Origin of the sequence: Caulobacter segnis, assembly GCF_019931575.1 — a bacterium.
GTDB lineage: Bacteria > Pseudomonadota > Alphaproteobacteria > Caulobacterales > Caulobacteraceae > Caulobacter > Caulobacter segnis_C.
The window spans coordinates 706219-729057 of the sequence record NZ_CP082923.1 but is presented as its reverse complement, the minus strand read 5'-3'; the positions used below and the strand labels follow the sequence as shown (position 1 = coordinate 729057).

Annotated in this window: 19 protein-coding genes, 1 tRNA gene and 1 pseudogene; 7 read left to right on the top strand and 14 right to left on the bottom strand. The window is 68.2% G+C overall.

Annotated elements, in window-relative coordinates:
* Window positions 1–39: 39 nt before the first annotated feature.
* The 6 genes from rpoB to K8940_RS03470 all read right to left on the bottom strand — a co-directional run bounded on the left by rpoB (window position 40) and on the right by K8940_RS03470 (window position 7495).
* Entirely contained in the window at window positions 40–4110 is a 4071-nt protein-coding gene (gene rpoB / locus K8940_RS03495) for a DNA-directed RNA polymerase subunit beta (protein ID WP_223393153.1), read from the bottom strand.
* Window positions 4111–4401: 291 nt separating this feature from the next.
* Window positions 4402–4560, bottom strand: coding sequence for a hypothetical protein (locus tag K8940_RS03490; RefSeq protein ID WP_223393152.1), 159 nt, complete (start codon window positions 4558–4560; stop codon window positions 4402–4404).
* A gap of 46 nt (window positions 4561–4606) precedes the next feature.
* Window positions 4607–5641: a WD40/YVTN/BNR-like repeat-containing protein gene (locus K8940_RS03485; RefSeq protein WP_223393151.1), complete on the bottom strand. Its 1035-nt coding sequence runs from the start codon at window positions 5639–5641 to the stop codon at window positions 4607–4609.
* A gap of 175 nt (window positions 5642–5816) precedes the next feature.
* On the bottom strand, window positions 5817–6200 hold the full coding sequence (rplL, locus tag K8940_RS03480; RefSeq protein ID WP_223393150.1) for a 50S ribosomal protein L7/L12: 384 nt from the start codon (window positions 6198–6200) through the stop codon (window positions 5817–5819).
* 46 nt (window positions 6201–6246) lie between these two features.
* Complete coding sequence (rplJ, locus tag K8940_RS03475) at window positions 6247–6765, bottom strand: 50S ribosomal protein L10 (protein WP_223393149.1); 519 nt, start codon at window positions 6763–6765, stop codon at window positions 6247–6249.
* A 325-nt stretch (window positions 6766–7090) separates the two neighbouring features.
* Window positions 7091–7495: an SRPBCC family protein gene (locus K8940_RS03470; RefSeq protein ID WP_223393148.1), complete on the bottom strand. Its 405-nt coding sequence runs from the start codon at window positions 7493–7495 to the stop codon at window positions 7091–7093.
* Between the two features lie 118 nt (window positions 7496–7613).
* Here K8940_RS03470 and K8940_RS03465 point away from each other — a divergent pair, with 118 nt between their 5' ends.
* A complete protein-coding gene (locus K8940_RS03465; protein WP_223393147.1) occupies window positions 7614–8972 on the top strand; it encodes an alpha/beta fold hydrolase in 1359 nt (452 codons plus the stop codon).
* Here the strand turns inward: K8940_RS03465 and K8940_RS03460 are convergent.
* The 5 genes from K8940_RS03460 to rplK form a co-directional block, all read right to left on the bottom strand.
* Window positions 8969–10165, bottom strand: coding sequence for an NAD(P)/FAD-dependent oxidoreductase (locus K8940_RS03460; protein ID WP_263285789.1), 1197 nt, complete (start codon window positions 10163–10165; stop codon window positions 8969–8971). The two genes, K8940_RS03465 and K8940_RS03460, sit on opposite strands and share 4 nt — an antisense overlap.
* Window position 10166: 1 nt before the next feature.
* On the bottom strand, window positions 10167–10562 hold the full coding sequence (locus K8940_RS03455; RefSeq protein ID WP_223393146.1) for a type II toxin-antitoxin system VapC family toxin: 396 nt from the start codon (window positions 10560–10562) through the stop codon (window positions 10167–10169).
* Window positions 10562–10801 carry a type II toxin-antitoxin system VapB family antitoxin gene (locus K8940_RS03450; RefSeq protein WP_223393145.1) on the bottom strand — a complete coding sequence of 80 codons (240 nt, stop codon included), beginning with the start codon at window positions 10799–10801 and terminating at the stop codon, window positions 10562–10564. The genes K8940_RS03455 and K8940_RS03450 overlap by 1 nt, the downstream gene beginning before the upstream one ends.
* A gap of 122 nt (window positions 10802–10923) precedes the next feature.
* Window positions 10924–11610 carry a 50S ribosomal protein L1 gene (rplA, locus tag K8940_RS03445; protein ID WP_223393144.1) on the bottom strand — a complete coding sequence of 229 codons (687 nt, stop codon included), beginning with the start codon at window positions 11608–11610 and terminating at the stop codon, window positions 10924–10926.
* Window positions 11611–11614: 4 nt separating this feature from the next.
* Window positions 11615–12046 (bottom strand): 50S ribosomal protein L11, encoded by a 432-nt coding sequence (rplK, locus tag K8940_RS03440; protein WP_223393143.1) that lies wholly within the window; start codon window positions 12044–12046, stop codon window positions 11615–11617.
* A gap of 282 nt (window positions 12047–12328) precedes the next feature.
* Here rplK and K8940_RS03435 point away from each other — a divergent pair, with 282 nt between their 5' ends.
* A complete protein-coding gene (locus tag K8940_RS03435) occupies window positions 12329–14938 on the top strand; it encodes a TonB-dependent receptor (RefSeq protein ID WP_223393142.1) in 2610 nt (869 codons plus the stop codon).
* 12 nt (window positions 14939–14950) lie between these two features.
* Here K8940_RS03435 and K8940_RS03430 read toward each other — a convergent pair whose 3' ends face one another.
* The 3 genes and pseudogenes from K8940_RS03430 to K8940_RS03420 form a co-directional block, all read right to left on the bottom strand.
* A complete protein-coding gene (locus K8940_RS03430; protein ID WP_223393141.1) occupies window positions 14951–16840 on the bottom strand; it encodes a nucleoside-diphosphate sugar epimerase/dehydratase in 1890 nt (629 codons plus the stop codon).
* Between the two features lie 88 nt (window positions 16841–16928).
* Window positions 16929–18179 carry a gephyrin-like molybdotransferase Glp gene (gene glp / locus K8940_RS03425; RefSeq protein WP_223393140.1) on the bottom strand — a complete coding sequence of 417 codons (1251 nt, stop codon included), beginning with the start codon at window positions 18177–18179 and terminating at the stop codon, window positions 16929–16931.
* Window positions 18180–18194: 15 nt separating this feature from the next.
* Window positions 18195–19140, bottom strand: a pseudogene (locus K8940_RS03420) (ferredoxin--NADP reductase).
* Between the two features lie 388 nt (window positions 19141–19528).
* On the opposite strand from K8940_RS03420, the gene K8940_RS03415 reads away from it, so the two are divergent.
* From K8940_RS03415 to cytX, 5 genes are all read left to right on the top strand, one after another.
* The gene (locus K8940_RS03415) at window positions 19529–19945 is read left to right on the top strand and encodes a hypothetical protein (RefSeq protein ID WP_223393138.1); all 417 of its coding nucleotides are present in this window, start codon (window positions 19529–19531) and stop codon (window positions 19943–19945) included.
* A 483-nt stretch (window positions 19946–20428) separates the two neighbouring features.
* Window positions 20429–20504 (top strand) — tRNA-Trp (locus tag K8940_RS03405).
* A 64-nt stretch (window positions 20505–20568) separates the two neighbouring features.
* Entirely contained in the window at window positions 20569–20889 is a 321-nt protein-coding gene (gene secE / locus K8940_RS03400) for a preprotein translocase subunit SecE (protein ID WP_223393136.1), read from the top strand.
* 10 nt (window positions 20890–20899) lie between these two features.
* The gene (gene nusG, locus K8940_RS03395) at window positions 20900–21457 is read left to right on the top strand and encodes a transcription termination/antitermination protein NusG (protein WP_223393135.1); all 558 of its coding nucleotides are present in this window, start codon (window positions 20900–20902) and stop codon (window positions 21455–21457) included.
* An 87-nt stretch (window positions 21458–21544) separates the two neighbouring features.
* Entirely contained in the window at window positions 21545–22822 is a 1278-nt protein-coding gene (gene cytX, locus K8940_RS03390; RefSeq protein WP_223393134.1) for a putative hydroxymethylpyrimidine transporter CytX, read from the top strand.
* The last annotated feature ends 17 nt before the right edge of the window (window positions 22823–22839 follow it).

Here is a 22839-nt window from a genome sequence, read left to right as displayed (position 1 = left end):
GCCCCTCCCCGGCGGTCAGGCCGGGGAGGGAGATCCGGATCAGCTGTTCTCCAGCTCGACGTTCAGGCCGAGCGAGCGCATTTCCTTGACCAGCACGTTGAAGCTTTCCGGGATACCGGCTTCGAACGTGTCGTCGCCGCGGACGATCGACTCGTAGACCTTCGTACGGCCGGCCACGTCGTCGGACTTCACCGTCAGCATTTCCTGCAGGGTGTAGGCCGCGCCGTAGGCTTCCAGGGCCCACACTTCCATTTCCCCGAAGCGCTGACCGCCGAACTGGGCCTTGCCGCCCAGCGGCTGCTGGGTGACCAGCGAGTACGGACCGATCGAACGGGCGTGGATCTTGTCGTCGACCAGGTGGTGCAGCTTCAGCATGTAGATGTAGCCGACCGTGACCGGACGCTTGAACTGCTCGCCGGTCAGGCCGTCGAACAGGATCGACTGGCCCGACTTGTTGACGCCGGCCATTTCGAGGTGGCCCTCGATGTCGTCCATGCGCGCGCCGTCGAACACCGGGGTGGCGATCGGAACGCCCTTGCCCAGGTTGCGCGCCAGTTCCACCAGGCCCTCTTCGGTGTCGGGCAGTTCTTCGTCGGGGCCGTAGATGTCGCGCAGGCGCGTCACCAGGGCGTCCTTCTGACCGCCGTGCTGCCAGTCTTCCAGCAGGTTGGTGATCTGCTTGCCGAGGTTGGCGCAGGCCCAGCCCAGGTGGGTTTCGAAGATCTGGCCGACGTTCATGCGCGAAGGCACGCCCAGCGGGTTCAGAACGACGTCGACGTGCGTCCCGTCGGCGAGGAACGGCATGTCCTCGATCGGCAGGATGCGCGAGATGACGCCCTTGTTGCCGTGACGGCCGGCCATCTTGTCGCCCGGCTGCAGCTTGCGCTTCACGGCCACGAAGACCTTGACCATCTTCATGACGCCCGGAGGCAGTTCGTCGCCGCGCTGCAGCTTGTCGACCTTGTCTTCGAAACGACGGTCGAGGCGCTTGCGGTTCTCGTCGAACAGGCGGCGGAGCGACTCGAGTTCGCCCATCGCCTTCTCGTCTTCCAGGGCGATCTGCCACCACAGGCCCGAGGCGATCTGCGAGAGACCATCGGCCGTGATCTCGCCGCGCGACAGGCCCTTGGGACCCGACACGGCGACCTTGCCGACCAGCAGTTCCTTCAGACGACCCGAGATGTTGCGGTTCAGGATCGCGAACTCATCGTCGCGGTCCTTGCCCAGGCGGTCGATCTCGGCGCGTTCGATGGCGAGCGCGCGCTCGTCCTTGTCGACGCCGTGACGGTTGAAGACGCGAACGTCGACGATCGTGCCGGCGACGCCCGGGGGCAGGCGCAGGCTGGTGTCGCGGACGTCCGAGGCCTTTTCACCGAAGATGGCGCGCAGCAGCTTTTCTTCCGGCGTCATCGGGCTTTCGCCCTTCGGCGTGACCTTGCCGACCAGGATGTCGCCCGGCTGGACTTCGGCGCCGATCGCCACGATGCCGGCTTCGTCGAGGTTGCGCAGGGCTTCCTCGCCGACGTTCGGGATGTCGCGGGTGATTTCTTCCGGACCCAGCTTCGTGTCGCGGGCCATGACTTCGAATTCCTCGATGTGGATCGAGGTGAAGACGTCGTCGCGGACGATGCGTTCGGAGATCAGGATCGAGTCTTCGAAGTTGTAGCCGTTCCAGGGCATGAACGCGACGAGCGCGTTGCGGCCCAGGGCCAGTTCGCCCAGTTCGGTCGACGGACCGTCGGCGATGATGTCGCCGGCGCTGATCCGGTCGCCCACCTTCACCAGCGGGCGCTGGTTGATGCAGGTCGACTGGTTCGAACGCTGGAACTTCGACATCCGGTAGATGTCGACGCCCGAGCGGGCCGCGTCGGTTTCCTCGGTGGCGCGGATGACGATACGCGTACCGTCGATCTGCTCGACCACGCCGGTGCGCTTGGCGATGACGACGGCGCCCGAGTCACGGGCGACGACGGCTTCCATGCCGGTGCCGACCAGGGGGGCGTCCGACTGCACCAGCGGCACGGCCTGACGTTGCATGTTCGAACCCATGAGGGCGCGGTTGGCGTCGTCGTTTTCCAGGAACGGGATCAGGGCGGCGGCCACCGACACGACTTGGCGCGGCGACACGTCCATCAGGTCTACCGTCTCCTTTTGCAGGAGGGTCGGTTCGCCGTTGATCCGGCCCGGAACCAGGTCGTCCACGATCTCGCCGGCGTCGACCTTGATGTTCGACTGGGCGATGACGTGCTTCGACTCTTCCATGGCCGACATGTAGACGACCTCGTCCATCGGCTTACCGTCCTTCACGCGACGGTAGGGGCTCTCGATGAAGCCGTACTTGTTCACGCGGGCGTGGGTGGCCAGCGAGTTGATCAGGCCGATGTTCGGACCTTCCGGCGTCTCGATCGGGCAGATCCGGCCGTAGTGGGTCGGGTGCACGTCGCGGACTTCGAAGCCAGCGCGTTCGCGGGTCAGACCGCCCGGGCCGAGGGCCGAGAGACGACGCTTGTGGGTGATTTCCGACAGCGGGTTCGTCTGGTCCATGAACTGCGACAGCTGCGAGGAGCCGAAGAATTCACGCACGGCGGCGGCGGCCGGCTTGGCGTTGATCAGGTCGTGCGGCATGACCGTGTCGATATCGACCGAGCTCATGCGTTCCTTGATCGCGCGTTCCATGCGCAGCAGGCCGACGCGGTACTGGTTTTCCAGCAGTTCGCCCACCGAGCGGACGCGGCGGTTGCCCAGGTTGTCGATGTCGTCGATTTCGCCGCGACCGTCGCGCAGGCCCACCAGGACCTTCAGCACGGCCAGGACGTCGTCCTTGCGCAGGATGCGGACCTCGTCCGAAACTTCCTGCTCCAGACGCATGTTCATCTTCACGCGGCCCACCGACGACAGGTCGTAGCGCTCGGCGTCGAAGAACAGCGACTTGAACATGGCCTCGGCGGCTTCCACCGTCGGCGGCTCGCCCGGACGCATGACGCGATAGATGTCGAACAGCGCGTCCTCGCGGATGGCGTTCTTGTCCACGCGCAGGGTGTTGCGCATGTAGGCGCCGACCGTGACGTGGTCGATGTCCAGCACGTCGATGGTGTCGAAGCCCTGGTCGGCCAGGGCCTGGATCGCCGTGACGTCCAGCTCGTCGCCGGCTTCGGCGTAGATTTCACCGGTCGAGAAGTTGACCGCGTCGCGGGCCAGGTAGCGGCCCGTCAGGGCTTCCGGAGCCAGCAGCAGGGTCTTCAGGCCGCCATCGGCGAACTTCTTGGCCTGGCGGGCGGTGATCTTGGTGCCGGCCGGAGCCACTTCCTCGCCGGTGTCGGCGTCGATCAGCGGGAATTCCGGCTTCACGCCGCGCCAGCGCTCGGCCTTGTACGGGGTGGCCCAGCCGCCCGCGCGCTTCTCGAACGGGACGACGTCGTAGAACGTGGTCAGGATCTCTTCGCCGTCCATGCCCAGGGCATAGAGGAAGGTGGTGGCCGGCAGCTTGCGGCGGCGGTCGATGCGGACATAGACGATGTCCTTGGCGTCGAACTCGAAGTCCAGCCACGAGCCGCGGTACGGGATCACGCGGGCGGCGAACAGCAGCTTGCCCGAGGCGTGGGTCTTGCCCTTGTCGTGGTCGAAGAACACGCCCGGCGAGCGGTGCATCTGCGAGACGATGACGCGCTCGGTGCCGTTGACGATGAAGGTGCCCTTGTCCGTCATGAGCGGGATGTCGCCCATGTAGACGTCCTGCTCCTTGATGTCCTTGACCGAGCGGGCGCCGGTTTCTTCTTCCGTCTCGAACACGATCAGGCGCAGCTTGACCTTCAGCGGCGCAGCGAAGGTCATGTCGCGCTGGATGCACTCTTCAACGTCGTACTTGGGCTCTTCGAATTCGTACGAGACGTATTCGAGCACCGCGCGCTCGTTGAAATCCTTGATCGGGAACACCGACTTGAAGACCGCCTCGACGCCTTCGTCGCGGCGCTGGCCCGGACGGACCTCGCGCTGGAGGAACTGCTCGTAGGAGGAGCGCTGAACCTCGATGAGGTTCGGCATCTGCACAGCTTCGGGGATGCGGCCGAACGACTTCCGGATCCGCTTCTTGCCGGTGAAGGATTGCGCCATGTTGTTTCCCTGAACGCGGACGGACTCCGCGTGTGAAATTCGAATGTCCTTAGCGTCCACCCTCGCTGCTCCCTGTTCAGGAAGCTGCGGACGCTGGAATTCCCCTGCCGGGCGACCGGGATCGGAAGCCTGACGGGCGCCCCTTCGCGCAGATCGGAGGGCGGCTGACCGCGCCTCGGGGCGTTACACGGACGCGCGGAAGCGCTCCGCCGATGTAATCGTGAACGGGGGGATATAGGGGATGCGAACGCGGAAGAAAAGGGGGATTCGTCAGCGCGTGTGAATCGCGCGTCAGGACTTCCGTATCGCCTTCGTCACCAGGGAAACCGCCAGGGCGATCAGGCAGACGAAGAACGCCGCCTTGGTCAGCGCGCCGGCCACGTCGACGACGAAGCCGAGGATCCCGAACAGGATCATGAGGACGAGCAGGACACCGGCGAGCTTGAGCATGCGGGGTGAACGTAGGACGGGACGAAGCGTTCCGCCAGACCCGATGTCACGCCCGCCAGAGGCCGATCGATCCCATCGGACCGCATAGCACGCCGGACTTGGGCGAGGTCAGGCGCACGCTGTTCATCGGCGCGGACGACACGCGCTCGAAGTGGCGGCCGTCGCGGGCCAGGATCGTGCCGGCCAGGCCCGTGGCCATCACCGTCTCGCCCTCGACCGAGATCCCCGACAGGTAGCCGGCCGGCGCGGCCACCGGCTGAAAGTCGAGGCTGCCCGGCGGTCGCCAGGCCAGGTTCACGCCCTCGGCCCTGGGGTTCTTGTAGTCGCCGCCGCAGACCCACAGCTCGCCGCGCCGGCCGAAGGCGATGGCGAACGCCCCGCGCGAAGGCGCGTCGGCGAGGATCGGCGTGTCCAGCGCCACGAACACACCGCCGCCGCCCAACGACAGATAGACCCGCGCCTTGCCCGCCCCGCCGGTGCAGAACGCCACCTGGCCGTGGCGGCCGATGGCGATGCAGCCGTTGCTGGCGGCGAAGGCCCCCTCCCCGTCGGCGGCCGGCGGCACGCCCTCCGGCGGCAGCCGCGCCCAGGTCTCGCCGCCGTCGGCCGTGTAGAGCACGGTGAAGCGCCCCTGGGTCGGATCGCCCAGGATGAAGCCGCGCCGCTGGTCGACGAAGGCGATCGAGTCCCAGAAGCCCTCCGGATCCTGGTTGGCCGCCAGCCGCTTCCAGGTCTTGCCGCCGTCCTTCGTGCGCCACAGCTGAGACGCGCCGCCCGGTCCGGCGCTCATCGCCAGCACGTGATGGTCGTCGAAGGCGTGCAGCCCCCGGAAGTCCAGGTCTTCGGCCCCGATGATCCGCATCGGATCCTGGCGCTCACCCTTGCCCCGGATCAGCCAGCCTCTGGAGCCCGAGGCCCAGTAGGTCTTGCCCCCGGTCGGCGACAGGCCCCTTAGCTCGCTGTCGGCGACGGACGCGGGCATGCGGATCCCGCCGAGACCATCACCCGCCAGGGCGGGCCCGGCGGCGAGGCCCGCGGTCACGCCCGCAACCAAGTCGCGACGGGTAGGTCGGATGGCCATGCTTCGCCCCTTCGATCAGGGGAGCAGCTTAAGGAGGAGCGGCCGCCGCCTTCAAGTCAGACACCCCGCCGACACGCGCGATCGCCCCAAAAAGAAAACGGGCCCGGAGGTTTCCCCCCGGGCCCGTTCCACCAGTTCCAAAAGGAACCCAGTCCCCACGAACGTGGGGAGCGGATTACTTGATTTGGACCTTGGCGCCGGCTTCGGTCAGCTTCTTGGCGACTTCGTCGGCTTGTTGCTTCGAGACGTTCTCGACGACGTTCTGCGGAGCGCCTTCGACCAGGTCCTTGGCTTCCTTCAGGCCGAGGTCCGGACGGACGCCGCGGACTTCCTTGATCACGTTGATCTTCTTGTCGCCACCGTCCGTCAGGACGACGGTGAACTCGGTTTGCTCTTCAGCGGCTTCGGCCGGAGCGGCGGCGGCGCCACCAGCGGCGGCGACGGCGACCGGAGCGGCGGCCGAGACGCCCCACTTTTCTTCCAGCAGCTTCGACAGTTCAGCGGCTTCCAGCACCGACAGGGTGGACAGTTCTTCGACCAGCTTTTCGAGCTTCGACATGTGTCAGTTCCTTAGAGAGATTGGGATAGATTTGCGGGGATGACCGTTACGCGGCGTCTTTGGTCGCGTAGGCGTTGAAGACGCGAGCCAGCTGGCCGGCCGGAGCCTGCAGGACGCCAGCGATCTTGGTCGCCGGAGCCTGGATGAGGCCGATGAGCTTGCCACGCAGTTCGTCCAGCGACGGCAGGGTCGCCAGAGCGCGCACCGCGTTCTCGTCCAGCACGTTGGTCTGGTCCAGGACGCCACCGACAACCTTGAGCTTGTCGTTTTCCTTGGCGAACTGCACCGCGATCTTCGCGGCCGAGACAGCGTCCGGGCCGTAGGCGATGGCGACCGGGCCGGTGAAGAGCTTGTCGCCCTTGTCACCGAGCTTGCCGTCCAGAGCCTTGAGGGCCAGGGTGTTCTTCACAACCTTGATCGCGGCGCCTTCCTTGCGGAGGCGAAGACGAAGGTCGGTCATTTCCGCAACGGTCAGACCCGTATAGTGGGTCACGACGACAGCGCCGGCATCGGCGAAGACGCCCTTGAGCGTCTCGATCGATTCCTGCTTTTGAGCGCGGTCCATTGCGGTCTCCTACTCAATAACAGCAGCCGGACCATTCCGGCAGCCAGATGCTCGTCCCAAGCGGGATCGCTCCCGCGTGCGAGTCGCATATGCCTGTTCCAAGGAAAGTCGGCCGCGTTCCGGTCTCGGACCATCCCAACACCAAGGAAGGGGAGTCACGAGCAGGAAGACTTGGCGTCTCTATCCCTGTCTCCCGACGGCGAGGAAGGGCTCTTCCTCGATTACGGCGTTGGTGACCCCACGCCCCGTTGTTCTCAAACAGGTTCTCTGGCGGACCGGAGTCCGTCGGAGAAGGCGCGGCGTATAGACGAAGACGGCGAGGATTTCAACCCGCCTCGTCCAGGCGGCGCTTCATCGCCTCCAGCCCCTGCTGCATCATCGGCCCGACGGCGTCGGCCGCCGCATGCGGCAGGACGTCGGCGGTCCAGAGGGCGCGCGAGCGGCCCTGACCGGCGTCCTCGATCCGCATGACGCCATTGTGGTGGGCCAGGCGCTCGCTCCGCACGGTCCAGACCAGGCGGCGGCGAGCGTCGTCGCTGTCGACGATGACCTCCTTGACCACCATGCCGTTGCCGAAAGTGACCAGGCGGGCCGCCCCGTCGTCGACCATCTCGGTGTTCACCACGAAGCCTGGGCACAGCCGCTCGTGGATCCGTCCTACGTCGCGCACCGCGTCCCAGACCGCTTCCGGGCTCGCCTCGATCAGGATTTCCTTGTGGACCGACGCCATGACGGCCTCCCTTTTCTCTCGTCGCCCCGGTCGTAACGCCCGGCGCGCCGGCGCATGTCAGCATGTCGACGAGCACCGAACTCGTGCTCTATTGGGCCAAGCTTCGAGGGGACCTTCCATGCGCCGCGCCGCCGCCATCCTGACCGCGTTCCTGCTGGCCCTTGCCGTCTCGACGGGGACCGCTCCAGCCTTCGCCGAGCCCAAGGTTCCGCCGACGCCTCGCGCGGTCGTCGCCGATCCGCCGCGCGACAAGGATCACCCGGCCGACATGGCCGCCTTCCAGCTCGACATCCAGGGCGCGAAGGTCAACGCCATGATGTACCTGGCCTCCGGCGACCAGCCGCATCCGACCCTGCTGTTCCTGCACGGCTTTCCCGGCAACGAAACCAATATCGACCTCTTGCAGGCGGTGCGCCGCGCCGGCTGGAACGCCCTGCGGATCAACTATCGCGGCTCGTGGGGCAGCCAGGGCAAGTTCAGCTTCGAGAGCGCCCGCGCCGACGGCGAGGCGGCGGTGGCCTTCCTGCTGGATCCCGCCAACGCCGCCAAATACCACGTCGATCCCGCCCGCATCGTCGTGGCCGGCCACAGCATGGGCGGGTTCATGGCCGCCGACGCCGTCGCCGCCTCGACGCGCGTCGCCGGTGCGGTGCTGATCGATTCCTGGAACATCGGCGGGCGCGCGGCTGAGATCGCCAAGGACCGCAAAGCCGTGGTCGAGGCTATGCGCCCCGACACCGCCCCGCTGGCGACCACGCCAGAGGCCTTGGTCGCCGAGATCGAACGCGACGCCGCTAAGCTGGATCTCGAAAAGCTCACCGCCCGGATCGCCGATCGCCCCGTGCTGCTGATCGGCGCCGAGTTCGCCGGGGCGCCCACCACGCGCAAGCTGGCCGCCGCCGCCCGCGCGGCCGGGGCCAGGGACCTCACCGAAACCTACATGGCCACCGACCACAGCTTCTCGGACGCCCGCATCGCGCTGGAGGGCGAGGTGATCCGCTGGCTGGCCCGGTTCGAGCCGAAGAGCGCGGCGACCGCGCCCTTCCCGCCGCTGAAGGGCGCCTATGACGAGGGCAACGTCTTCGCCCGGATCATCCGGGGCGAGCTGCCCAGCTACAAGGTCTACGAGGACGCCGACGTCCTGGCCTTCATGGACCGCGCGCCGCTGGAGCCCGGCCACGTGCTGGTGATCTCCAAGACATCCAAGGCCCGCAACCTGCTGGAGATGGGTCCCAAGGACATCGCCCGCGTCATGGCCGTGGTCCAGAAGGTCGGCCAAGCCGAGGTCGACGCCCTGGGCCTGGAAGGCTTCCTGGTCCTGCAGAACAACGGCGTCGGCCAGAGCGTGCCGCACCTGCACGTCCACGTGATCCCGCGCGTGGCCGGCAAGCCGGTCTATCTGGTGGAGAACGCGCCGGCCGATCCGAAAGACCTGGAGGCGATGGCGGCCAGGATCCGCGCGGCGATGAAGCCCTAGAGCCTCGCCAGCGCCTGCTTGCCCGCCGCCACGCCGCTGGCGAAGCAGGCCTGCAGCAGATAGCCGCCCGTCGGCGCCTCCCAGTCCAGCATCTCGCCGGCCAGGATCACGTCCGGACGATCCTTCAGCGCCAGGCCGTCCAGGCTCTCGAACCGTGCGCCGCCAGCCGCCGAGATGGCGCGGTCCAGGGGTTGGACGCCGGTCAGGGTGATCGGCGCCGCCTTGATCGCCGCCGCCAGAGCCGCAGGCGCGTCGGGCAGATCCAGGCCATGCGCCTCGCGCAGCAGATTGACCTCGACCGGCGACAGCTTGACGGCCTTGCGCAGGAAGTTGGCCAGGCTCTGGCCGCCACGCGGCGACAGCAGCCGCCGCTCCAGGGTCTCGACCGGAATGTCGGGGCGCAGGTCGATCGTCAGGACCGCCTCGCCGTCCACCTCGATCGCGTCGCGCAGGGCCGAGGCCAGGGCGTAGATCGCCCCGCCCTCCAGGCCGTAGCCAGCGACCATGGCGTCGCCGCGCGCGCGCCTCTCGCCATGGCGCAGGCCGACGTTCTTCAAGGGCTCGCCGGCGAAGCGCTCGCGGAACACCGCGCTCCAGGCGACGTCGAAGCCGCAGTTGGCGGCGCGGAACGGGGCGACGGCGCAGCCCTGCCCTTCCAGCATCGGAACCCAGGCCGCGTCCGAACCCAGCCTGGCCCAGCTGGCGCCGCCCAGGGCCAGGACCACCGCCCGGGCGCGCACGACCTGGCCATTGATCAGCAAGCCACCGTCCGCGCTCCAGCCGCTCCACTCGGCCCGCGTCCGCAAGCCGACGCCCAGCCCCTCCAGCCGCGCCAGCCAGGCCCGCAGCAGCGGCGAGGCCTTCATCGCCTTGGGAAACACCCGGCCGCTGGCCCCGACGAAGGTCGGCTGGCCCAGGGCCTCGGCCCAGGCGACCAGATCGTCGGGCGCAAACGCCTCCAGCATCGGCCGCAGCGCCGCGGCCCGCGCGCCGTAGCGGCCCACGAACCGCTCGAAATCCTCGGAATGGGTGAGGTTCAAGCCCCCGCGCCCGGCCATCAGGAACTTGCGCCCGAAGGTCGGCATCTTCTCGAACACGGCCACGGACCGTCCCGCCTTGGCGATGGCCTCCGCCGCCATCAGCCCGGCCGGCCCGCCGCCGATCACCGCCACGTCGAAAGTTTCGTCGCTCACCTCAGGCCGCCTCGATGTCGGTCAGGGCGAAGTCCTCGCCCTTGTAGAGCAGCGGCACGCCGTGAACCTTGGCGCAGGCATAGGCGAAGCAGTCGCCCATGTTGAGCCGAGCGGGATGAACGCCCTTGCCGAAACGGGCATGGGCTTCGAGGGCGAGCTGGCCTTCGACGACCCCGATCTCGACGACCCGCGCGCCGATATTGGCCTGCAGGGCCGCAAGACGAATGCTCGCGTCTTTCACCGTATCCTTGGTTTCGCGCACGACGGCGCGGATGGTTTCCCAGGTTGCGATGGAAGAAGTCAAAACCACTTCCGCATCGGCTAGGGTGGTCCGCAGCCGCTCACGTTCCGGCTCCTTGAGGATGATAGCCGTCCAGGCCGAGGCGTCGACGAACATCAGTCGCCGTTGATCATGTCCATGAAGGCCTTGTCGGCCTTCAGACCCGTCCGCGGCAACGCATCGAACTCCGCCAGGATAGCGTCGATCCTCGCCAACTTCTCCGCCCTCGACTTTTCGCGCGCGGCCAAGGCTTCCGTGGCGGCCAGTTTCACAGCCTCCGTGATGCCGAGCTTGGTCTTGTCGGCCAGTTCACGCACCAGGGCGTCGGTCTCGGGATCGCGAACGTGGAAGGGCATCGGAACCTCCGTCTAGACGAAAGATAGCATCGGCTAGCCGACATCACAATGCGACGCCCAAACGCAAAACGGGCGTCGGATCGCTCCGACGCCCGTCCGCTAACTCAAACTTCGAAAGGCGATTAGCCGATCGAGGCGATGTCGACCTTGAAGCCCGGGCCCATCGTCGACGACAGACCAACGCGCTTCACGAAGACACCCTTGGCGCCCGACGGCTTCGCGCGGTTCAGGGCTTCGATCAGAGCCTTGACGTTGACCAGCAGGGCTTCCTCGGTGAACGAGGCCTTGCCGATGCCAGCATGGACGATACCGGCCTTCTCGACGCGGAACTCGACGGCGCCGCCCTTGGCGTCCTTCACGGCTTGACCGACGTTCGGGGTCACGGTGCCGACCTTCGGGTTCGGCATCAGGCCGCGCGGGCCCAGCACCTTACCGAGGCGACCGACCAGGGCCATCATGTCCGGGGTCGCGATGACGCGATCGAAGTCCATGAAGCCGCCGGCGATCTTTTCGTACAGGTCGTCGGCGCCGACGTGCTCGGCGCCGGCGGCGGTCGCTTCGGCCGCCTTGGCGTCCTTGGCGAACACGGCGACGCGGACGTCACGGCCGGTGCCCGACGGCAGGTTCACGACGCCACGGACCTGTTGGTCGGCGTGACGCGGGTCGACGCCCAGGTTCACCGAGATCTCGATGGTCTCGTCGAACTTGGCCTTGGCGTTTTCCTTGACCAGCTTGATGGCGGCTTCGACCGAGTGGGCCGCGTCGCGGTCGCCGGTCCAGGCCTTGATGCGCTTGGGTTGCTTAGCCATGGTCCTAGGCCTCCACGATCTTCAGGCCCATGGCCTTGGCGGAGCCTTCGATGATGCGGGCCGCGGCCTCGATATCGTTGGCGTTCAGGTCCTTCATCTTCTTTTCGGCGATCTCGCGCAGCTGGGCGCGGGTGATCGAGCCGACGGTCTCACGACCGGTCAGCTTGGCGCCCGACTGGATCTTGGTCGCCTGCTTCAGGAAGAAGGTGGCCGGGGGCGTCTTGGTGACGAAGGTGAACGACTTGTCCTGATAGACCGTGATGACGGTCGGCAGGGGGGTGCCCTTTTCGACGTTCTCGGTGCGCGCGTTGAACTCCTTACAGAAGCCCATGATGTTAACGCCGCGCTGACCCAGAGCCGGGCCGATGGGGGGCGAAGGCGTGGCCGAGCCAGCCTTCACCTGGAGCTTGATGTAGCCCAGGATCTTCTTAGCCATAGTGTCCTCTCGTGAGGGCCGGGGCCCTCGCTGGTGAGCCGTGGTGCGGGTTTGGCGGCCCTTCCACGGATTTGATCTCATCGCCTTAACGACAAGCACGCCCCGGGACGGGGTCCTGGAGCGAGGCGCGGCGTTTAGCAGGTGGGACCGGGGGAGTCAAAGGGCCCGGCGGACCGCGCGCCCGCGGAAGCTTCGCCTTGAAAGCGTCACCATTCAGTCGAATCAATGTCTGGTTGCGCGCATGTTGTCCAGGTTGAAGTCGGACTGACGGGGGAACGTGCGATGGACTTGAGCCTGGCGCTGCTGGGAAGCCTGGCGGCCGCGATGGCGCTGGACGCCTCGCCTGATCCGGAGCCCACCGCCCCCTCCGATGACGCCACCGCCTGCGAACAGGTCGAGCCCGCCTCGGACAAGAAGATGGGGGACAAGCATGGCAGGCGGGTCTGCAAGCCCGACCCTAACGCCGTCGAGAGCCTCACCATTGAGGGCAAGCAGCGCGGCCAGACCGAAAGCGAGCTCGAGCCCGAGTTCGAACTGAACGAGGAAGAGATCCAGGCCCTGGGAGTCAACACCCTGGGCGACCTGGTCAGGGAGATGATGAAGAGCGCGCCCAACGCTCGCGGGCGAAACGACGAGCCCCCGATCATCCTGATCAATGGTCAACGTGTCACGGGAGATATGTCCAGCATCCCGCGCGAAGCGATCCTGAAGGGTGCGGCCCTGCGCGAGGAAGAGGCCTTGGCTCACGGCTTCCGCGCCGACCAGACGGTGCTCAACTACACCCTCAAGAAGCGCTTCAACGCCACCACCGTGACCAACGAGGGCCAGTGGCCGGTCGAGGGTGGGAGGGCGTCCAGCGACCACCAGTACAACCTCTTCCGCATCCAGGGCGCGGGCCGCACGAACGTGACCGCCCGCTACCACCGCGACTCGCCGCTGTTCGAGACCGAGCGCGGCGTTGTGCGCACGCCCCTGGCCGGCGCGCCCTACGACCTCTTGGGCGCGGTCGTCGGCCCCGGAGGCGGCGAGATCGATCCGGCGCTTTCCGTCCTGGCCGGCGAGACCGTGACCCTGGCCGCCGTCCCGGCCTCGGCCGCCGACGGCGCGCCGGACCTTGACGATTTCGTCGCCGGCGCCGGGCGCGTGGCGGGCGACGGCCTGACCGCCAGCCGCACCCTGATGCCGCGCACCGAGCAGGCCAAGCTGGACGCGACCTACACGCGCAGCCTGGGCGGCGATACGACGGCGACGCTGAGCGGCAACCTGATGGCCAACAACAGCGTCAGCTACCGGGGCCTGCCCGGCGTGACCCTGCCGGTTCCGAGCAGCAGTCCCTTCTCGCCCTTCGCCAATGACGTCACGCTCTACCGCTATCTCGACGCGCCAGAGGCCCTGAAGGCGCGCAACGACACCCACAAGGTTGGAGCGGCCCTGGGCGTGACGGGCCGCAAGGCCGGGTGGCGATGGACCCTGAACGGCGAGCTCGACCGCACCGACACCGCCTCGCGCACCGGCCGCGGCCTGGACGTCCTAGCCCTTCGTACGGCGATCGCGGCCGGCCAGGTCAATCCGTTCGCGCCGATCCCGACCGACCTGCTGCGCCTGGCGCCCCGGGACACGACAGACGCGACCGCCACCAGCGCCAAGGTCGACCTGGTCGTGAACGGCGTCCTGGCCCGGCTGCCGACGGGCGACCTGCGCGCCACCTTCAGCGGCGGTTACGACAGCCGCCGGTACGAGGCCGAAAGCGTGCGGTCCGGCGTTCGCGTCGACCGCGTCCTGGAACGCGACCGCGCGACCGTGGCGGCCAACCTCCAGGCGCCGCTGATCAGCAACGACGGCCCGCTGGGCTTCCTGGGCAAGCTATCGCTGAACGCCAACGGCCGCTTCGAGGACTTCTCGGACATCGGCGGCCTGGCCACGGTCGGCGGCGGCCTGGCCTGGACGCCCGTGCGGGGCCTCAACGTCAGCGCCGACTACAGCTGGGAGGAAGGCGAGCCGACGCCCCAGCAGGTGAACGATCCCGTCCAGCAGATCGCCAACAGCCTGATCTACGACTACGCCACCGGCCAGACCGCGTTCGTCACCGTGACCTCGGGCGGCAATCCGGGCCTGCGGCCCGACAGTCGCCAACTGATCAAGCTGAACATCAACTACAGGCCGTTCCAGAAGCAGGAGCTGCGGCTGTCGGCCAACTACACGGCCACCCGCATCGACGACATGATCGCCACCTTCCCCGCGCCTTCGCCCGAGCTGGAAGCGGCCTTCCCGACCCGGTTCACCCGCGACGCCCAGGGCCGCCTGACGGCCTTCGACAGCCGGGCCGTGAATTTCGCCCATGCCGACACCGAGGATCTGCGCCTGGGGCTGAACTATTCCAAGACCTGGCGAGCCTCCAAGGCGGGCGCCAGCTCCACCACGCTGCTCGTGGGGCTGAACGATCGCTGGCGGCTGCGCGACGAGGTGACGATCCACGAGGGCATGGCCCCGCTGGACAGGTTGAAGGGCGCGTCGTTGGGCCAGTTCGGCAACAGCTCGCGCCACAGCGTGGGGCTCAATGTCTATCTGAGCAGGTCCGGCTACACCCTCAACGCCGCCGGCTTCTGGTTCTCCCCGACACGCGTCAACGCGGGCGCGCTGACCGGAGACCTGTCCTTCAAGAACTCGCCCATCCTGATCCTGGGCGGCTCGCTGGACCTGGGCGCGCAGAAGTTCGCCAAGGGCCGCCCCTGGCTGAAGGGCGCGAAGCTGACCGCCAGCGTGGAGAACGTCTTCGACGGCTACATGCACGTGCGCGACAGCCAGGGCCGCACGCCCGAGGCCTATCAGAAGCCGCTGATGAACCGGGGCAGCGGACGGTCGGTCAAGCTGGGCCTGCGCAAGCAGTTCTAGGCGCGGACGCCCTTACGACGCCCGGATCTTCACCACCTTGGACGGGCCCACCTGGCGCAGGTCCTCGACCAGGTCGAACAGGTGCGCGCGGACGGCCGCCTCGTCGCCGGCCTCGGCCAGGGCGTCGAGGGCTTCCAGGCGCTCGTCCTCGATGATCGGCGCGGCCGAGAGGCGCAGGGCCTCCATGATGCCGGGGGCCTTGGGCCGGGCGACCTCGTTCACGTCGACAAGGGTCTCGGTCAGCTTCTCGCCGGGACGCAGGCCGGTGATCTTGATGTCGATATCGCGGCCGGGGACCAGCCCCTGCAGCTCGATCATCCGCCGGGCCAGGTCGATGATCTTGACCGGCTCGCCCATCTCCAGCGTCAGGACCCCATCCTCGTCGCCGTCGGAAGCGATCATCGACAGGGCCACCGCGCGCAGCACCAGTTGCACCGCCTCGGGAATGGTCATGAAGTAGCGCTCGACCTCGGCGTCGGTCAGGGTGACCGGGCCGCCGCGGGCGATCTGCTGCTGGAAGATCGGCACGACCGAGCCGGCCGAGCCCAGCACGTTGCCGAACCGCACGATGCTGACGCGCATCTCGCCGCCGCCGCCGTACTGACGCGCCACGGCCTCGGCCACGCGCTTGGCCGCGCCCATCACGCTGGTCGGCGCCACGGCCTTGTCGGTCGAGATCAGGGCCAGGTGCGCCGCGCCGCAGGCCTTGGCGGCGGCGGCGACGTTGCGCGTGCCCAGCACATTGGTCCGCACGCCCTCGCAAGGGTGGTTCTCGACCAGGGTGACATGCTTCAGCGCCGCGGCGTGGAAGATGATGTCGGGCGCCTGCTCGGCGAACACCCGATGGACGCGCGCGGTGTCGCGCACGTCGCACAGCACCTCGCGGCGCGCCAGCAGCGGGTGGCTGTCGGCGATCTCGCGGTCGATATGGAATAGGTTGTATTCCGAGGTGTCGACCATGGTCAGCTGCACGCAGCCGCTGGCGGCGATCTGGCGGCACAGCTCCGAACCGATGCTGCCGCCGGCCCCAGTGACCAGCACGCGGCGGCCCGAGACCAGGGCGCGGACCGGTTCGGGATCCAGGCGCACGGGCGGGCGGCTCAGCAGTTCTTCCAGGCTGATCTCGCGCAGGACCGGACCGGCGCTGGCCGTCGCGCCCATCTCGACCACGCCGTGGCGGCGCAGCAGGCGCACGCCCTCGGTCTTCAGCCGGCCCAGGCGCTCAGCGCCGAAGGTGCTCATGGCGCTGTCAGTCAGGAAAAGGATCGCCGAAGGCGGCAGGCCGCTGTCGCGCAGGCGGGCCAACACGCGGTCGAAGTCGGCGATGGCGCCCAGCACGCAGACGCCGCGCAGTTCGTCGCCGGTCTCGCGGTCCAGCGGCGAGACGACGCCGATCGGGGCGTAGCGTTCGCCCAGGCCGGCCGGGGCGCGCAGGAAGGCCTCCGCCTCGTTCGCCGAACCGATGATCAGCAGGCGCGGCAGGGCCGGATGCATCGAGGCCGGACCCAGGCGCAGCACCGAGTCCAGCAGTTGGCGCTCATGCAGGCTGCGGCGGATGACGCGCAGGGCGGACAGGAAGGTGCCCTGGAACAGGGCCGCGCCCGCCACCGTGCGCAGGCCGCCGTCGATGCCGGGATGGGCGAAGCGGGTGATGACCATGAAGGTCGCGGCCGTCAGCACCGCCGAGCGGAACAGGCGCAGGTGGTCGCTGGCCGACACGAAGCGCCAGGGCGCGCGCTCGACCCGGAACGCCAGCTCGACCAGCAGCGAGGCCAGCGCATAGTAGCCCGCCTGCAGGAGCGTGTCCGGCGTGAAGGGCATGTCGATGACGAGGTAGCGGCCCAAGAGCAGGGCCAGGAAAGCCAGCAGGACGTGTGTCGCGATCTTGCCCGCATGCCCCATGAAACAAACCTCTTGAGCCTGAAGGCCGGGACGCGCCCGGACGAGAGTCGGACCCGAAGTAGCACGCCAATTCGTCGCCGTCGCGGTTTCAGCCGCGGCGGAGCGGCAGAACTTCGATGACATCGTTCGCCGAGACAGCCGCGGCGCCGGCCCGGCGGCGCAACAGGGCGTCGGCTCGCGAGAACACGCCGACCAGCGAGGAATCCTGGTCCGGGAAGGCCGTGGCCACGGTCCGTCCCTCGGGATCGACCGACAGCGCCGCGCGCATCCAGTGCTCGCGCGGACCGCCGGCGGGCAGCGGCGCGGCGAGGCGGGCGGGAACCAGGCGGACCTCGGGATCGCCGCCGGCCAAGGCCGACAGCAGCGGGCGCAGGAACAGCTCGGCGCAGACCAGGGCCGAGGCGGGATTGCCGGGCAGGCCCAGCACGCGACGGCCATCCTGCCCCTTGGCGTCCGCGAGACGTCCGAACCAGGTCGGCTTGCCGGGTCGCACCGCGACCGTCTCGACGGCGAGCTCGAGACCCAGTGTCTTCAGGGCCGGCTTGACCAGGTCGTGGTCGCCGACCGAGGCGCCGCCGATGGTGACGATCAGGTCGGCCTCGCCAGAAACGCCCTCTGGCGCAATGGCGGCGGCGATCGCCGCCGCGTCGTCGGCCTGAGCGGTCAGTCGGAAGGCCTCGCCGCCCCAGGCTCCGATCAGGGCCGCCAGGCTGAACGAACCGCTCTCGTAGATCTGGTCGGGACGCGGCGCCTGGCCTGGCGGGACCAGCTCGTCGCCGGTGGCCAGGATCGCCACGCGCGGCCGGCGGGCCACCGGGACTTGGGCGAGGCCCGCCGAGGCGACCAGACACAGCCGCCAGGGATCGATGACGAGTCCGGCCTCCAGCAGGACGTCGCCCGCCCGGAAATCGCCGCCGGCGGCGCGGATGTTGGACTTGGGATTCTCACCGGCCTCGAAGCGGACCGTTTGGCCGTCGCGAACGGCTTCTTCCTGAATGATGACGAGGTCGGCGCCGGCCGGAACCGGGGCGCCGGTGAAGATGCGGACGGCCTCGCCCGCCCGGATCTCGCGCTCGAACGCCTTGCCCGCCGCGCTCTCGCCGGCGACCGCGAAGGCCCCGCCCGGCGCGTAGTCCGCGCGGCGGATCGCCCAGCCGTCCATGGCCGAGGCGTCGAACGGCGGCTGATGGCGGTCGGCGACGACCGGCGCGGCCAGGACGCGGCCCAGGCTGTCGGCCAGGGGAACGGTCTCGACGCCCAGGCGGACGGCGCCGTCCAGGATCCGGCCGCGCGCCTCTTCGACCGTGAGGTTCTTGAGCGGGCGCGCGACGGAGGTCACGGGATCACCCCCAAATCAGCCGACGAACGCCCGCTCGATCACGAAGTCGCCCGGTTCGGCGTTCGAGCCTTCCTTCAGGCCATGGGCCTCCAGCAGGGCGGCGGTGTCCTTGATCATGGCCATCGAGCCGCACAGCATGGCGCGGTCGTGCTCGGGATCGAACTTGACCTGGTCCAGGCCGAGGTCGGCGAACAGCTTGCCGCTCTCGATCAGGTCGGTGAAGCGGCCCTGGCGCTCGAACGGCTCGCGGGTCACGGTCGGATAATAGGTCAGCTGGGCCTTGGCCTCGTCCCCGACCAGCGGATCGTCGTGGATCTCGTGGGTGAAGAGCTCGCGATAGGCCAGCTCCTTCACCTCGCGCACGCCGTGGGCGACGATGACCCGCTCGAAGCGGGCGTAGGCGTCGGGATCGCGGGCGACCGACAGCCACGGGGCCAGGCCCGTGCCCGTGCCGAACAGGAAGAGGCGCTTGCCCGGGCGGACGGCGTCCAGCACCAGGGTGCCGGTCGGCTTCTTGCCCAGCAGGATCTCGTCGCCTTCCTGGATCTGCTGCAGACGCGAGGTCAGCGGCCCGTCCGGAACCTTGATCGAGAAGAATTCCAGTTCCTCGGCGAAGTGCGGGGAGCCGATCGAATAGGCGCGCAGGATCGGCTTCTTCTCGCCCAGTTCCTCGCGGGGCGGCAGGCCGATCATCACGAACTCGCCCGAGCGGAAGCGGAAGCTGGCCGGACGGGTGATGGCGAAGCTGAACAGACGATCGGTCCAGTGCTTCACCCACAATACTTTCTCGACGAAGTACGGGGCTTCCTTCACGGGAGGAGAGGCGGGGACAGGAGCGGTCGCGGTGGCCGTCATCTGAACTCTTTGAATCCTTGGCGCGCACGGCGCGAGAGAGCGGGGCGCCGGTCGGCGCGGCGCGGGTGGGACGCCGCCACGGCCCTGAGGCGGCTGCCTGTCTCATTTGAGCACCGCCGTCCCCATGTCAACGCCGGTTGTCTAAAGCCGGCTTTGGAAAAACTTCGCCGCTCGCGCTGACCACGCTCGCCTGTGTCGACTGCCCGAAAGATCAGCCGCAGTATTCACGGAGGATGAGAAAGCGGCGTCTCGGTTCGCGAACAGTTGTTCAGATGAGAAGAGGTATCAAGCTCAACCGGCATGAGATTGCGCTTGACCGTTCTCAGTTTCGCGAGGCCGTGCGCGAGTCGTCAGGTTAAGGACAATCTTTTTCCTATTCCGTGAAACATCCGCACCGGTTTTTCGAAAACGTCAAAAATGTGATTGCCGGCCCCTCGAACGAGGCGCAGACTTCCCTTTGCTTCGTTCGCGGAGCCAACGATACGGAGGAACGTATGCGGGTTAGGTTCGTAGGGGCCGCCGCGGCGGCTGGTCTGTTAGCGTTTGGTTTGGCCGGCTGCAGCGAGGGCGGCGCGAAGACGAAAGTCGCGCAGGCCCAGCAAGTCGTCGTGGAAGGCACCCCTGTCACCGCTTCGGGCTGCGTGAGGCCCGTCGAGAACACCAACTGCCTGGTCGTGAAGGGCCGAGGCGGCGGTTACTACGACATCAGCAGCGCCAGTCCCGCCCCGGACATGTCCAAGGGCGTGGCGGTATCGCTGCGCGGCAAGGATCTCGGCAAGAACACCCAGTGCGGTCGTCAGCTGACGGACGTGAAGTGGTCCTACCTGGGCATCCAGTGCGGCGCGACCCTGCCGTCCAGCGCGGCCAACGACGCCGGCAAGACCGACAAGGCCAAGGAAAAGGCCGGTTGATTCCGTCCGGAGCGTGACGGAGAAACGCCCGTCGCGCTCGGGACCCTGCTCTCAACCCTCGCCGGAGCCCGGATCGGTCCGGGTCTTCGGCGAACGGGTGCTGTCGGCCGCGCCACGCGGCTCGGTGGCCGGCCTGGGCGGTTGGCCATCCCGGGGCGCGGGACGCTGGTTTTCGTGCTCGACCTCCCGATTCGACGGGCGGTCGGTCGATGAGGGTTGCGATTGGGACGAAGAGATCGTGGGCATGGCGAAACAACGCCGGAAAGCGGACTTCCGATCCCCTTCCCGCCCCGCGCCGCCCCTTGAAGCACGGGGCTGAACGCGCCCAAACCCGTCAAACCGTTGCGCCCCGCTTGCCCGCCGCATGCGACCCTGCTAAATGGCGCGGCTCTGGCGACAAGACATGGCGCGCCGAGGCTCAAAGCCTCCCGGCGCGCTGTCTGTCTCCGGATGTCCGTCGGCCCGAAAGGGTGGTCGGTCTGCAGGAGTGTAGCTCAGCTGGTAGAGCGTCGGTCTCCAAAACCGAAAGTCGTGGGTTCGAGTCCCCCCACTCCTGCCACTATATGTTTCCGACGGGCCGCCATTTCGGCCGGTCGTATTTGAAAGTCGTGAGCCTCAAGAGCATGGCCAGGAAACCGGGATCCAGCCCGTCCGCGATGAAGAACCGCGCCGCAAAAACGGCCGCGGCGATGGCGCCCGCCGGCGCCGGCGCGACGTCGGCCGCCGCTCCCGCCGCCCCCAAGAAGCGCACCAGCCCGGCCCAGTTCGCCCGCGAAGTGCGCGCCGAAGCCCGCAAGATCACCTGGACCTCCCGCAAGGAGACCTGGATCACCTCGGTGATGGTCTTCATCATGGTGGTGTTGGCGTCGCTGTTCTTCACCGCCGTCGACGGCGGCATCGGCTTCGCGATCAACCAGCTTCTGAAGCTGGCCACCTCGGGATAAGATAGAGACGATGAGCACCGAAACCGCGTCCAACCCGAACCACAAGTGGTACATCGTCCACGCCTACTCGAACTTCGAGAAGAAGGTGGCCGAGAGCATCCGCGAGCAGGCCAAGAACCAGGGCCTGGAGGAGAACTTCTCCGAGATCCTGGTGCCGACCGAAGAGGTCGTCGAGATCCGTCGCGGCCGTAAGGTCAACGCCGAGCGCAAGTTCTTCCCGGGCTATGTCCTGGTGAAGATGAACCTCTCGGACGAAGCCTACCACCTGATCAAGAACACCCCGAAGGTCACGGGCTTCCTCGGCAGCGGCTCCAAGCCGATGCCGGTCTCCGAAAAGGAAGTCCAGCGCATCATCGGCACGATCGAAGAAGGCGTCGCCGCCCCGAAGGCCGTGGTCCTGTACGAGGTGGGCGAGAACGTCCGCGTCACCGACGGCCCGTTCGCCAGCTTCAACGGCTCGGTCGAATATGTCGACGAGGAAAAGGCCCGCCTGCGCGTCACCGTCTCGATCTTCGGCCGCGCCACCCCGGTGGAGCTGGAATACAATCAAGTCGAGAAGATCGCCTAAGCAACGATCCAGGCTCGAAGCTTTCGAAAGCCCCGCGTCGCAAGGCGCGGGGCTTTTCCGTGCGCGAACGCCTGCTAAAGCTGACCGATGGCCCAGCTCGACGACACCTACGCTCCCCTGACGCCCGTGCCGGAAGAGCGCCGGGCCTTCGGCGCCCGCGACGCGTTCTCGCTGTGGTTCAGCCTGGGCATCGGCCTCTTGGTCCTGCAGGCGGGCGCCTTTCTGGTCCCGGGCCTGAGCCTGGGCGCGGCCCTGGCGGCGATCGTCACGGGCTCGATCCTGGGGGCCCTGCTGCTGGCCGCCGCCGGGGTGGTGGGAACCGACACTGGCCTCTCGGCCATGGGCGCGCTGCGCCTGACCCTGGGCGCGCGCGGCGCGGCGGTTCCGGCGGCGCTGAACGCCGTGCAACTGACCGGCTGGGGCGCGTTCGAGATCATCGCCATGCGCGACGCCGCCGACGCCTTGACCCGCCAGACCTTCGGCGTCTCCAGCGCGATGCTCTGGACACTGGCCTTCGGGCTGCTGGCGACCTGGCTGGCCATCGTCGGGCCGGTGTCGTTCGTCCGCCGTTTCCTGCGCGCCTTCGGCCTGTGGCTGCTGCTGGCGGGGGCCGGCTGGCTGAGCTGGCGACTGCTGGCCGAGCACGACCTGGCCGCCCTGCTGGCCAAGGCCGGCACGGGCGAGATCAGCTTCGGCGCCGGCGTCGACCTGGTGATCGCCATGCCGCTGTCCTGGCTGCCGCTGATCGCCGACTACACGCGCTTCGGCCGCACCGGCGGCGGCATGTTCCGGGGCAGCGCCCTGGGCTACGGCCTGGCCAACATCTGGTTCATGAGCCTGGGCGCGGCCTACGCCCTGGTGGCCGGCGCCCATGGGGGAAGTGGGAGCGAGCCCCTGCTGCTGTCGGCCCTGGCGGCCAGCGGCGGCGGGATCGCCCTGCTGCTGATCGTCATCGACGAGACCGACAACACCTTCGCCGACATCCACTCGGCCGCCGTCTCGACCGCGACGCTTGTCCCCGTGAAGCCCGCCAACCTGGCCCTGATCTTCGGCGGCGTCTGCACGACCATCGCCCTCTTCGCGCCCATCGCCCAGTACGAGGGCTTCCTGCTGCTGATCGGCTCGGTGTTCGCGCCATTGTTCGGCGTGCTGCTGACCGACCACTTCGTCATCCGCCGCCGCGCGACGGCCGAGGCCCGCGTCGGCCTCTACCTCCCGGCCCTGCTGGCCTGGGCCGCCGGCGTCGCCGTCTACCAGGCCCTGAGCCGCCTGGCCCCGGACCTCGGCGCGACCCTGCCCAGCTTCGTCGCGGCGGGGGCGGTGTACTGGGGGCTGAAGCGGATGTGGGGCCGGGAGGCGGGTTAGCCGGGCAGCATGACTTG

Excerpts from the sequence above, each read along its gene's own strand:
- rpoB (WP_223393153.1), bottom strand. The coding sequence starts at position 4,110 with ATGGCGCAATCCTTCACCGGCAAGAAGCGGATCCGGAAGTCGTTCGGC.
- K8940_RS03490 (WP_223393152.1), bottom strand. The coding sequence starts at position 4,560 with ATGCTCAAGCTCGCCGGTGTCCTGCTCGTCCTCATGATCCTGTTCGGG.
- K8940_RS03485 (WP_223393151.1), bottom strand. The coding sequence starts at position 5,641 with ATGGCCATCCGACCTACCCGTCGCGACTTGGTTGCGGGCGTGACCGCG.
- rplL (WP_223393150.1), bottom strand. The coding sequence starts at position 6,200 with ATGTCGAAGCTCGAAAAGCTGGTCGAAGAACTGTCCACCCTGTCGGTG.
- rplJ (WP_223393149.1), bottom strand. The coding sequence starts at position 6,765 with ATGGACCGCGCTCAAAAGCAGGAATCGATCGAGACGCTCAAGGGCGTC.
- K8940_RS03470 (WP_223393148.1), bottom strand. The coding sequence starts at position 7,495 with ATGGCGTCGGTCCACAAGGAAATCCTGATCGAGGCGAGCCCGGAAGCG.
- K8940_RS03465 (WP_223393147.1), top strand. The coding sequence starts at position 7,614 with ATGCGCCGCGCCGCCGCCATCCTGACCGCGTTCCTGCTGGCCCTTGCC.
- K8940_RS03455 (WP_223393146.1), bottom strand. The coding sequence starts at position 10,562 with ATGTTCGTCGACGCCTCGGCCTGGACGGCTATCATCCTCAAGGAGCCG.
- K8940_RS03450 (WP_223393145.1), bottom strand. The coding sequence starts at position 10,801 with ATGCCCTTCCACGTTCGCGATCCCGAGACCGACGCCCTGGTGCGTGAA.
- rplA (WP_223393144.1), bottom strand. The coding sequence starts at position 11,610 with ATGGCTAAGCAACCCAAGCGCATCAAGGCCTGGACCGGCGACCGCGAC.
- rplK (WP_223393143.1), bottom strand. The coding sequence starts at position 12,046 with ATGGCTAAGAAGATCCTGGGCTACATCAAGCTCCAGGTGAAGGCTGGC.
- K8940_RS03435 (WP_223393142.1), top strand. The coding sequence starts at position 12,329 with ATGGACTTGAGCCTGGCGCTGCTGGGAAGCCTGGCGGCCGCGATGGCG.
- K8940_RS03430 (WP_223393141.1), bottom strand. The coding sequence starts at position 16,840 with ATGGGGCATGCGGGCAAGATCGCGACACACGTCCTGCTGGCTTTCCTG.
- K8940_RS03415 (WP_223393138.1), top strand. The coding sequence starts at position 19,529 with ATGCGGGTTAGGTTCGTAGGGGCCGCCGCGGCGGCTGGTCTGTTAGCG.
- secE (WP_223393136.1), top strand. The coding sequence starts at position 20,569 with ATGGCCAGGAAACCGGGATCCAGCCCGTCCGCGATGAAGAACCGCGCC.
- nusG (WP_223393135.1), top strand. The coding sequence starts at position 20,900 with ATGAGCACCGAAACCGCGTCCAACCCGAACCACAAGTGGTACATCGTC.
- cytX (WP_223393134.1), top strand. The coding sequence starts at position 21,545 with ATGGCCCAGCTCGACGACACCTACGCTCCCCTGACGCCCGTGCCGGAA.